A 9,077-nucleotide genomic window follows, 5' to 3' on the forward strand; every position below is an offset into this window, starting at 1 on the left:
GGGACCGGCGCATTCCGGGGCTGACCCTCGACGCGGTCGCCTGGATGCACCGGCACGACGTGGCGGTCTACGCCGGCGACATCGGCGACGGGCGGCCGCCCGTCGACCCTCGCGTCCCCGGCCCGCTGCACCGCGTGGCCCTCGCCCGCCTCGGCATGCCCCTGATCGACGTCGCCGATCCTGCGGAGCTGGCGGCTGTCTGCGCTGAGGAGGGGCGCGCCACCTTCCTGTTCGTCGCCGCGCCTCCGCGGCTCGGCGCCGCGAGCGGCGTGCCGGTCAACCCGCTCGCCATCTTCTGAGCCGCCCTTCGGCGAAAGCACGCGTCGGGCGTGTCGGCCCGGTGCGTTGCGCGTAATGGCCGCGGCCCCACCGGTGAAAGCCTCTGATCGGACTGATCAGAGGCTTTCGCTGTCTGGGGGGTCAGTCGGCCTGAATGACGGTGACCTCGATGCACGCGCCACCGTTGCCGCCTGAACGGCTGGACTTGCGCCATTCGGCATTCTCGATGCTCATATTTCGTCCCTCACCTCCTTGATAATCGATAGCGATGCCACGGAGGGAAGTGCCGACGTTTGAAGCGCGTGATAGGTGTCTAAAAATATCCGCACCAGCTCGGGTCGTTCGTGAATATGTCCCGCCGCCGGATCTTCACTGTACGCGATGCTCGGTGCGTTCTCGAAGCTGAAAATATAGAAAGTGCTGACGAGGCCCGCGTGCGCACCGGTCGCGAGTGGTATCAGCTGGATCGAGATCGCTGGTCGGTCGGCCATGTCGAGCAGGTGGTCGAGCTGGGCGGAGTGGACCTTCGGGCCCCCGACCGGGCGCCGGATCACCGTCTCGTCGAGTATGACCCACAGGGGCGGTGGAGCGGCCCGCCTCAGGACCTCCTGGCGGGCCATGCGTCGTGCCACGAGGTTCTCGATGGCGTCCGGGGGGTCGGCCGGTCGGCCCGCCATCAGCAGAGCGCGGGTCGTTTCCTCCGTTTGGAGCAGGCCGGGTACGGCCAGGGCCTCGTAGTCGAGGATTCTCGCGGCCTGACGCTCCCTCTCCTCGTACCTTTCGAACCGCTTCACCGGATGGTCGTGGGGGAGATCGTCATAGACGTCGGTGAGTGTGGATTCCGCCAGGCCTAACGCTCTTTCAATGGCGACCACCTGGTCGCGCCGGGCCCGGAGCTGCCCGGTTTCCACGTTGCTCAGCCATCCCACCGAATAGCCGAGCGTCTTGGCCAGGTCGGCCTGCCTGATGCCGGCCGCGTCCCGGCAGAACCGGATGATTCGGCCAAGTGTGAGAAGTGTCGGACTGGGGGGTTTGACCATGGTTTCCCTCTTGTGGCTATTTCACTAACGGTTCAGTGAACCGCGCATCGCCGTGGCCTTGCTTTGATGCCGTTCCGAACCGTCCCGATCGTAGTTCGTTCAGGCCAGTCTGTATGGGGAAAGCCGGAGGGTCGGGAGGCCGATATGTGTCCCTGCAATACACCGCGACTCGGTTCGCGGGAACGAGATGTGAACGACGCAATGCGTCAGGAGCGGCGCCTGCCGCCATTCCTCGCGTCGGCCGGTATAGCGCGCGACTTCGTCGCCTCCAGGTTGCGCCTGTGGGGGCGGTCCGGCCAGGTCGACGACGGAGTCCAGCTCATCGGTGAGATGTTCACCAATGCCCTGATCCACGCGCCGAGCCCGGACTACGTCGTCGCGGTCGACTGGAACGGCGGAGCGGTCCGCCTTGAGGTGTGGGACTCATCCCCGAGTCCCCCCGCAGTCCTGCCGATCGACCTCGAAGGCGAACACGGACGTGGAATGCATTTGATCGTGGCCCTCTCGGAGATGTGGGGATGCCGCATGGCGGCCTCGGAAAAATGTGTATGGGCGATCCTCCCCGTGGTCTCGTGTGAATCCGGCTGAGAAGAACCTGGATCGGCTCCCGCCTGCGCGGTCGTCGTCTCACCAGGCGACGGTGAACCTCGTGCGGTGGTGGGCCGGGCGCTCCGCCTCGTCCAGCAGCGCGACCGCGAGGTCCTCCATGGAGATCGCCGACCTTCCCGAGCCGTCGACGAGCAGCGTGTCGGTGCCCGTTCGGTAGGTGCCGGTGCGCTCGCCCGGATCGAGCAGCGCGGGCGGGCTCAGATAGACCCAGTCCACGTCGGGGTCCGCGGCGCGGCAGACCGTGAGTTGCTCGGCGCATGCTCGCGCGATGGGCCGCAGGTCGGCGGGGAAGTCCGGGGCGTCGACGACGGTGCCGCCGGTACCCGGCACGGTCAGGGTCGCGGCGCCACCGACGATCAGCAGCCGGGCCGCCGGGTCCGTACGGGCCACGCCGGTCAGGAGAGCCTTGGCGGTCGCCGCGAGCTCATGCTCCCGGCCGGGCGCCGGACGGGTGGCCGCGATGACGACGTCCTGGCCGGAGCTCAGCCGGGCGACCTCCCCGGCGTCCGCGGCGTCGCCCGTACGGACCTGGGCGCCGTCGTGCCGGTGACCGGCGCGGCGTACGACGGCGGTGACCTCATGCCCGCGTGCCAGTGCCTCGGCCACCACGCGGCTTCCGACGCCTCCGGCCGCTCCGAACACGGTGATGCGCATGTCCTCTCTTCCTCTCAGCAGGCGCGGGCCGCGGCGGGCACCGGCGCGGGTTCGGGGGCAGGGCGGGGGCGTGTACCACGCATCTGACCGAGCAGCGTGCCGCCGAAGGCGATCACCATGCCGAGCACCTGGAGCGGGCTCAGCGCCTGGCCGAGCGCGGCCCAGCCGATCACGGCGGCGGACAGGGGGCTGAGCAGGGTGAGGAAAGCGACCGAGGTGGCGGGCAGCCGGGACACGCCGCGGAACCACAGCCAGTACCCGATCGCCGTGCCGACGACGCCGAGGTAGACGTAGCCGGTCACCGCGCGGCCGTCGAGGGCGGGCGGCGCGCCCTCGGCGAGCAGGCTGACGGGGACCAGCAGGAGCCCGCCGGCGGTGAGCTGCCAGCCGGTGAGGGTGAGCGCGCCGACGCCCGCGGGGCGTCCCCAGCGCTTGGTGAGTACGGTGCCGGCCGACATCGCCGCGGCCCCGGCCAGTCCCGCGATCACGCCGACGGTGTCGAGCCGCGCGCCGGAGCGCAGCACGACCAGGCTCACTCCCAGCACTCCGGCGAGCCCGGCGAGCAGGCGGCGGGCGGTCGGCCGCTCGGCGAGCAGCATCGCCGCGAAGACCAGGGCGAAGAGCGGTCCGACCGAGCCCAGTACGGCCGCGACGCCGCCCGGCAGCCGGTACGCCGCCAGGAACAGCAGGGGGAAGAAGGCACCGATGTTCAGCACGCCCAGGACCGCCGCCCGCCAGATCCACCGGCCGTGCGGAAGGGTCCGGGTGAGGGCCAGCAGGACCAGCCCGGCCGGGAGTGCTCTCATCAGCGCGGTGAACATCGGCCGGCCGGGTGGCAGGAGCTCCGTGGTGACCGCGTAGGTCGAGCCCCAGGCGAGCGGGGTGAGCCCGGTCAGGGCGAGATCTCGCACGTTCGGCAGGCGTGAAGGTGTCATGTCGATCCCTCCGCATTGATAATCTCAACGTTGAGATAACTGTGGACCCGTAAGAGCTTCAACGTCAAGTAGATGAACGTTAAGATTTTTAATGCTGAGAGGATCACATGAGCGACGCGGTGGACCTGGTGCTCGCCCAGTGGCGGCGGGAACGTCCCGACGTCGACGCGTGGCCGATGGGGATCGTCGGACGGATCTCCCGCCTGTCACGGTTGCTGGACACCCGGCTGAAGGAGTTCTTCGCCGAGCATGGGCTGGAGCGGTGGGAGTTCGACGTCCTGGCCACTCTGCGCCGGTCGGGCCCTCCGTACGAGCTGACGGCCGGTGCCCTCAACCGGGCGGCGATGATCACCTCCGGCGCGATCACCAACCGCATCGACCGGATGGCGAAGCGGGGACTCGTCGAACGCGTGCCGGACGAGGCGGACCGCCGCTCGGTGCGCGTACGCCTCACCGAGCGGGGCTGGGAGACGATCGAGAAACTGGTCGGCCCGCACACCGAGAACGAGGCACTCCTGCTGGCCGCACTGGGCCCACGCGAGCGCGGCCAACTGGCGGACACGCTGCGCGACCTGCTGGAGTCCCTCGGCGACACGTCACTCGAATAGCCGCCTCGCCGGTGCCGAGCCGCCGCGCGGGGCTCAGTCCAGCAGGGCCGTCTGCATCTGCACCGCCTTGCGCCGGGCGATCCGCATCGCACGGCCGGCCGGCAGGATGCGGCCCTTGACGTTGCCGAACAGGAAGCCCTCGTCCGGCGGGCAGGACATCAGCAGCGACGGCGTGTTGACCTCCTGGAGCCGCCGCATCATCATCTCGTTCAGGCCGCGTCCGGCGCCCGCGGCGGAGCGGGCGACGACCAGGTGCAGGCCGACCTCCCAGCCGAGCGCCAGATGCGGGATGAGCGGGTCGAACGGATGCTGCATCGGGCCCGCGCCCACCATGTCGTAGTCGTCGACCAGGATGAACAGCCGGGGTCCGCTCCACCAGTCGCACAGCCGCATCCGGGCCGGCGCGATGTCCGGGCCCGGGATGCGAGCCTGGATCGCCCGCCCGGCGCCGTCCAGGAGGTCGCGTAGCGCGTCCATCGAGACGGCGTGCCCGAGCCGATACTCATCGGGTACCGCCTCGACCAGCTCACGGCGGTAGTCCACCACCATGATGCGGGCCTCCTCGGGCGTGTACCGCGCGGTGATGGCCTTGGCCATGAGCCGCAGCAGGTTCGTCTTGCCGCACTCGGTGTCGCCGACCACGATCATGTGGGGGTTCTCGCCGAAGTCGTGCCACACCGTGGAGAGCCGCTCCTCCTCCAGCCCCAGCGGCACGCGGAAGTCGCCCTCGGGCGCGGGCAGCTCGCGCGCGTGCAGCGTGGCCGGCAGCATCCGTACCGGCGGCGCGGGCGGCCCCACCCAGCTCTCGTTCACCGCCGCGACCAACCCGGCGACTCCCTCGGCGAGGTCGTCGGTGCCCTCCACCGAGTCGATGCGCGGCAGCGCGGTGAGGTAGTGCAGCTTGTTGTCGCGGGTGATGCCACGGCCGGGGGCGCGCGGCACGGAGGCGGCGCGGCGCGGGTCGATCTCCGAGTCCATCGGATCGCCCATCCGCAGCTCCAGGTGCGTCGCGGCCTGGTCGCGCACGGCCGCCGACAGCTCGACCCAGCGGGCGGTGGTGATGATGAGGTGGATGCCGTAGTTGAGGCCCCGGGCGGCGATCGCGTTGAACGTCGGAATGTACCGGTCGTAGTCCTGCCGGAGGGTCGACCAGCCGTCCACGATGAGGAACACGTCGCCGTGCGGCTGGTCGGCGAACTCCCCCTCCGCCCGGCGGCGCCGGTAGGTCGACATCGAGTCGATCTCATTGGCCAGGAAGAACTGCTCGCGGTCGGCGAGCAGTGCGGTGACCTCCGCGATGGTACGGCCGACGCGTTCGGCGTCCATGCGCGCGGCGACGCCGGCGACGTGGGGGAGGCCGGCGAGTCCGGTCAGCGTGCCGCCACCGAAGTCGAGGCAGTAGAACTGCACCTCGCGCGGGGTGTGGGTGAGCGCCAGGGAGGTGATGATGGTGCGGATGAGCGTGCTCTTGCCGCTCTGCGGGCCGCCGGCGATGGCGACGTGGCCGCCCGCGCCGTGCAGGTCGATGACCAGCAGGTCGCGGATCTGCTCGAAGGGCCGGTCGACGATGCCCACCGGCACCGTGAGCTCGCCGCGGAGCTCCCAGTCGACGGTCGTCAGGCCGAGCACGTCGTCGGGCTCGAGCGGCGGGAGGATCTGGTCGAGAGTCGGGGGCAGGTCCAGCGGCGGCAGCCACACCTGGTGGGCGGGCGGCCCGGCGTCGCGCATCCGGTCGACCGCGACCGACAGCAGCGTCTCGCCGGTCTCCTCGGGCTCCTCCTCGGTCTCCGCGGGTTCGGGCGGCTCGACCGGCGCGACGCGTGAGGAGGACCACGGCACCACCTGGCTCGCGACCCGTGCCTGGTCGGCCTTGCCGCGCCCCCGGTACGCCCCGGAGGAGTAGGCCGCGCGGAACCGCGTCAGCGCCTCGACACCGGTCTTGAGGAAGCCGCTGCCCGGCTGGGGCGGCAGCGTGTGCGCGTCGGGCACACCGAGCACGCCCCGGCTCTCCATGGCCGAGAACGTGCGCAGGCCGATGCGGTACGACAGGTGGCTCTCCAGCTGATGCATGCGGCCCTCGTCGAGCCGCTGCGAGGCGAGCAGCAGGTGCACGCCGAGGCTGCGGCCGAGCCGGCCGATCATCACGAACAGCTCCATGAAGTCGCGGTGGGCGGCGAGCAGCTCACTGAACTCGTCCACCACCACGAACAGGCTCGGCAGCGGCTCCAGTGGCGTGCCGGAGGCGCGCGCCTTCTCGTACTCCAGCACGGAGACGTAGTTGCCGGCGGCGCGCAGCAGCTCCTGACGCCGCATCAGCTCGCCGTGGATGGCGTCGCGCATGCGGGAGACCAGGGCCGCCTCGTCGGCCAGGTTGGTGATGACCGCGGAGACGTGCGGCAGCTCGTCCAGGCCGAGGAAGGTCGCACCGCCCTTGAAGTCGACCAGGACGAAGTTGAGGGTCTCGGAGGAGTTGGTCAGCGCCATCGCCAGGACGAGCGTGCGCAGCAGCTCGCTCTTGCCCGAGCCGGTCGCGCCGATCAGCATGCCGTGCGGCCCGGTGCCGCCCTGGGCGGACTCCTTGATGTCCAGCTCCACCGGCGTCCCGTCGACGCCGACCGCGATCGGCACCTTCAGCCGCTCGGTGGCGGTCCGCTTGCGCCACAGTGTCGCCGGGTCGTGACGGTGCAGGTCGGGGATGCCCAGCAGCGTGGCCAGGTCGATGGTGGACGACAGTGGTTCCGCGCTCTCGCCGCCCACGCCCAGCCGGTACGGCGAGAGTCGCTTGGCCAGCGCGGTCGCGGCCCGTACGCCCAACTCGTCGGGGCGTCCGAGCAGGGTCGTCTGCTCCTTGCGGTCGCGGTCGGTACGGACCAGCCGCAGCTCGCCGTCCCGCACGTCGAGGCGCAGGGTCGTACGGCCGGGTCGCCAGGTGAGCGTGCCGCTCAGGTCCAGCACGGTGACGTTGCGCATCCCCGGCCCGTCCAGCGGGTGCCCGGCCGGGATGGTGGCCCCGTCCACCACGATCAGCGTGTACGGCTCCTCGCGGCCGGTGTGCGCCTCCGGGTCGTACTGCGGGCGTTCCCAGAACTCGGCGCCGAGCATTCCCTCCAGCTCCGGGAAGTCGGTGGCGATCATGCGGACGGGCCCGGCGCCGTCGTTGTCGTGCGGGTTCAGGTTGTGCGGCAGCCACTTGACCCACTCCCACTCGGCGCGGCGGCCGGGCGCGACGCACAGCGCGAGCCACAGGTCGTCCGGGCAGTGGAAGACGACGAGCTGGGCGATCATCGCGCGCACCATCGCGCGGATGGACTCCTCGTCCCCGCGCATCAGCAGCCGGGCCCAGGACCGCAGGTAGACGGCGGTGGGCTGCTCAGGCACGGTGGCGTACGCGCGGATGAAGCTGCGCAGCGCGTGCGCGGTGAGGGGTTCGAGGTCCTCGACCGGCTTGGTGGACGTCGGCGACAGCCGCAGCCCCAGCTTCTGCTCACCGATCGCCAGCCGTGCCTCGGCGAAGTCCGGGTCCGTCGGGCGGCGTTCCCACATCCGGGTACTGCCGATCATCGACCACAGCGTCTGCGGCGCCGGATGCCGCCAGACCAGGGACTTTTGCTGGTCGCGTACTGCCGCGCGCACCTTGCGCCGGGTCTGGGACAGGTAACGCAGGTAGTCGCGGCGCGCGCCCTTCAGCCGCTGCTTGCGTTCGCTGCTCTTGCGCATGCCGGTGCCGAGCAGCATGGCGCCGGCGGCGAGGACCATCATGATCAGCGAGATCGGCAGGAAGCCGTTGGCCGTGCTCCCGCCGCCACGCGTCATGTACATCATCACCATGGCGCCGGACATCAGCGCCATCGGCAGGTACGTCCAGATGGCGGACGAGTCGGGGACCGTCTCGGGCAGAGTGGGCGGCTCCTGCAGGTTGATCTCCCCGTCGGGCATCTCCGGCGCGCGTCGGCGCGCCGGCCTGCGGAAAAGCACGAAACTCAACGAGGGCCTCCTGGCGTGTACGGCGCGGCACAGCGAACGAGGGACGGCGATGTGCGGAGAGCGGCCGAGGAGAGCGAGCGGACTCGTTGCCAGGCATCGTACAGTGGCCAGCCATCGGTCAGATCGTTCGAACCCGGGTGAACCGGGTGCTCTCCGCGTACGTATGCCTAAGCGGAGAGCACTGACGAGACCGACCGAACAACAGAACACCCTCACGTCTCTCCGCCCGGACAAGTAGGGGCGGACCCGCGGAAAGACGAGCACGCCTCATGAGCGAACGCAGTGAGCGAATCGATAAGCACGTGCGCTTGGTCTCTCCTCCGACGAAGGAGGATTCGTGATTGAACGCAGTGAGCGAATCGATGAGCACGTGCGCCTGGTCTCTCCTCCGACGAAGGAGGACTCGTGACTGAACGCAGTGAGCGAATCGATGAGCACGTGCGAGTGGTCTCTCCTCTCATGAAGGAGAGCGCGTGAGCAAGGGCGCGACGACGGGGCTGTGCCGGCTGACGGTGCGTGCGCCTTCGAAGGCCATCGACCTCGCCGTCCCCGCCGACGTCCCGGTCGCCGACCTGCTCCCGGCCGTGCTCGGGTACGGCGGGGACGACCTCGGCGAGACGGGCCTGGAACACGAGGGCTGGGTGCTCCAGCGGCTGGGCGAGGCCCCGCTCGACCAGGAGGCCACCCTCGAGTCACTCGGGCTGCGCGACGGCGACACGGTCTATTTGCGGCCCCGTACCGAGGCGCTGCCCGAGGTGCGGCTGGACGACATCGTCGACGGCATCTCGACCACCATGAAGGAGAGCCCGCACGGCTGGAGCCCGCAGACGAGCCGGCGGCTGCTGCGCGGGCTGACGCTGGTGGCCCTCATCGGCGCGCTCGTCATCATCGCGCTGCCGGGCGGTCCGGCCGTGCAGCGCGAGATCACGGCGGGTGCGGCCGCGCTGCTGCTGCTGGCCGTGGCCCAG

At 70.4% G+C, this 9,077-nt stretch carries 8 protein-coding genes and 1 pseudogene; 4 read left to right on the plus strand and 5 right to left on the minus strand.

All coding sequences use genetic code 11. The annotated features are described in order from the left end of the window. Positions 1-299: pseudogene (locus ACFFNX_RS33380) on the plus strand (cyclase family protein); the annotation flags it as partial. A 121-nt stretch (positions 300-420) separates the two neighbouring features. Here the strand turns inward: ACFFNX_RS33380 and ACFFNX_RS33385 are convergent. Beyond that, a complete protein-coding gene (locus tag ACFFNX_RS33385) occupies positions 421-513 on the minus strand; it encodes a DUF397 domain-containing protein (RefSeq protein ID WP_378209854.1) in 93 nt (30 codons plus the stop codon). Continuing rightward, a complete protein-coding gene (locus tag ACFFNX_RS33390; RefSeq protein ID WP_378209855.1) occupies positions 510-1,319 on the minus strand; it encodes a helix-turn-helix domain-containing protein in 810 nt (269 codons plus the stop codon). The genes ACFFNX_RS33385 and ACFFNX_RS33390 overlap by 4 nt, the downstream gene beginning before the upstream one ends. A 189-nt stretch (positions 1,320-1,508) precedes the next feature. On the opposite strand from ACFFNX_RS33390, the gene ACFFNX_RS33395 reads away from it, so the two are divergent. Continuing rightward, entirely contained in the window at positions 1,509-1,907 is a 399-nt protein-coding gene (locus ACFFNX_RS33395) for an ATP-binding protein (protein ID WP_378209856.1), read from the plus strand. A 39-nt stretch (positions 1,908-1,946) separates the two neighbouring features. Here the strand turns inward: ACFFNX_RS33395 and ACFFNX_RS33400 are convergent, their stop codons facing one another. Together ACFFNX_RS33400 and ACFFNX_RS33405 are read right to left on the minus strand one after the other, a co-directional pair. Continuing rightward, positions 1,947-2,582, minus strand: coding sequence for an NAD(P)-dependent oxidoreductase (locus ACFFNX_RS33400; RefSeq protein WP_378209857.1), 636 nt, complete (start codon positions 2,580-2,582; stop codon positions 1,947-1,949). 14 nt (positions 2,583-2,596) lie between these two features. Then, positions 2,597-3,517, minus strand: coding sequence for an EamA family transporter (locus tag ACFFNX_RS33405; protein ID WP_378209858.1), 921 nt, complete (start codon positions 3,515-3,517; stop codon positions 2,597-2,599). A gap of 107 nt (positions 3,518-3,624) precedes the next feature. Here ACFFNX_RS33405 and ACFFNX_RS33410 point away from each other — a divergent pair, with 107 nt between their 5' ends. Then, the gene (locus tag ACFFNX_RS33410) at positions 3,625-4,125 is read left to right on the plus strand and encodes a MarR family winged helix-turn-helix transcriptional regulator (protein ID WP_378209859.1); all 501 of its coding nucleotides are present in this window, start codon (positions 3,625-3,627) and stop codon (positions 4,123-4,125) included. A gap of 33 nt (positions 4,126-4,158) precedes the next feature. On the opposite strand, the gene eccCa is transcribed toward ACFFNX_RS33410, so the two are convergent. Next, the gene (eccCa, locus tag ACFFNX_RS33415; RefSeq protein ID WP_378209860.1) at positions 4,159-8,109 is read right to left on the minus strand and encodes a type VII secretion protein EccCa; all 3,951 of its coding nucleotides are present in this window, start codon (positions 8,107-8,109) and stop codon (positions 4,159-4,161) included. 473 nt (positions 8,110-8,582) lie between these two features. Between eccCa and eccD the strand changes: the two genes are divergently transcribed. Further along, a partial coding sequence (gene eccD / locus ACFFNX_RS33420) for a type VII secretion integral membrane protein EccD (protein WP_378209861.1) occupies positions 8,583-9,077 on the plus strand: 495 nt, incomplete at its 3' end.

The sequence above is a fragment of the Actinoallomurus acaciae genome, from assembly GCF_042429965.1.
GTDB classification, from domain to species: domain Bacteria; phylum Actinomycetota; class Actinomycetes; order Streptosporangiales; family Streptosporangiaceae; genus Actinoallomurus; species Actinoallomurus acaciae.

Coding starts and splice junctions, on each gene's coding strand:
- ACFFNX_RS33385 (WP_378209854.1), bottom strand. CDS start 513: ATGAGCATCGAGAATGCCGAATGGCGCAAGTCCAGCCGTTCAGGCGGC.
- ACFFNX_RS33390 (WP_378209855.1), bottom strand. CDS start 1,319: ATGGTCAAACCCCCCAGTCCGACACTTCTCACACTTGGCCGAATCATC.
- ACFFNX_RS33400 (WP_378209857.1), bottom strand. CDS start 2,582: ATGCGCATCACCGTGTTCGGAGCGGCCGGAGGCGTCGGAAGCCGCGTG.
- ACFFNX_RS33405 (WP_378209858.1), bottom strand. CDS start 3,517: ATGACACCTTCACGCCTGCCGAACGTGCGAGATCTCGCCCTGACCGGG.
- ACFFNX_RS33410 (WP_378209859.1), top strand. CDS start 3,625: ATGAGCGACGCGGTGGACCTGGTGCTCGCCCAGTGGCGGCGGGAACGT.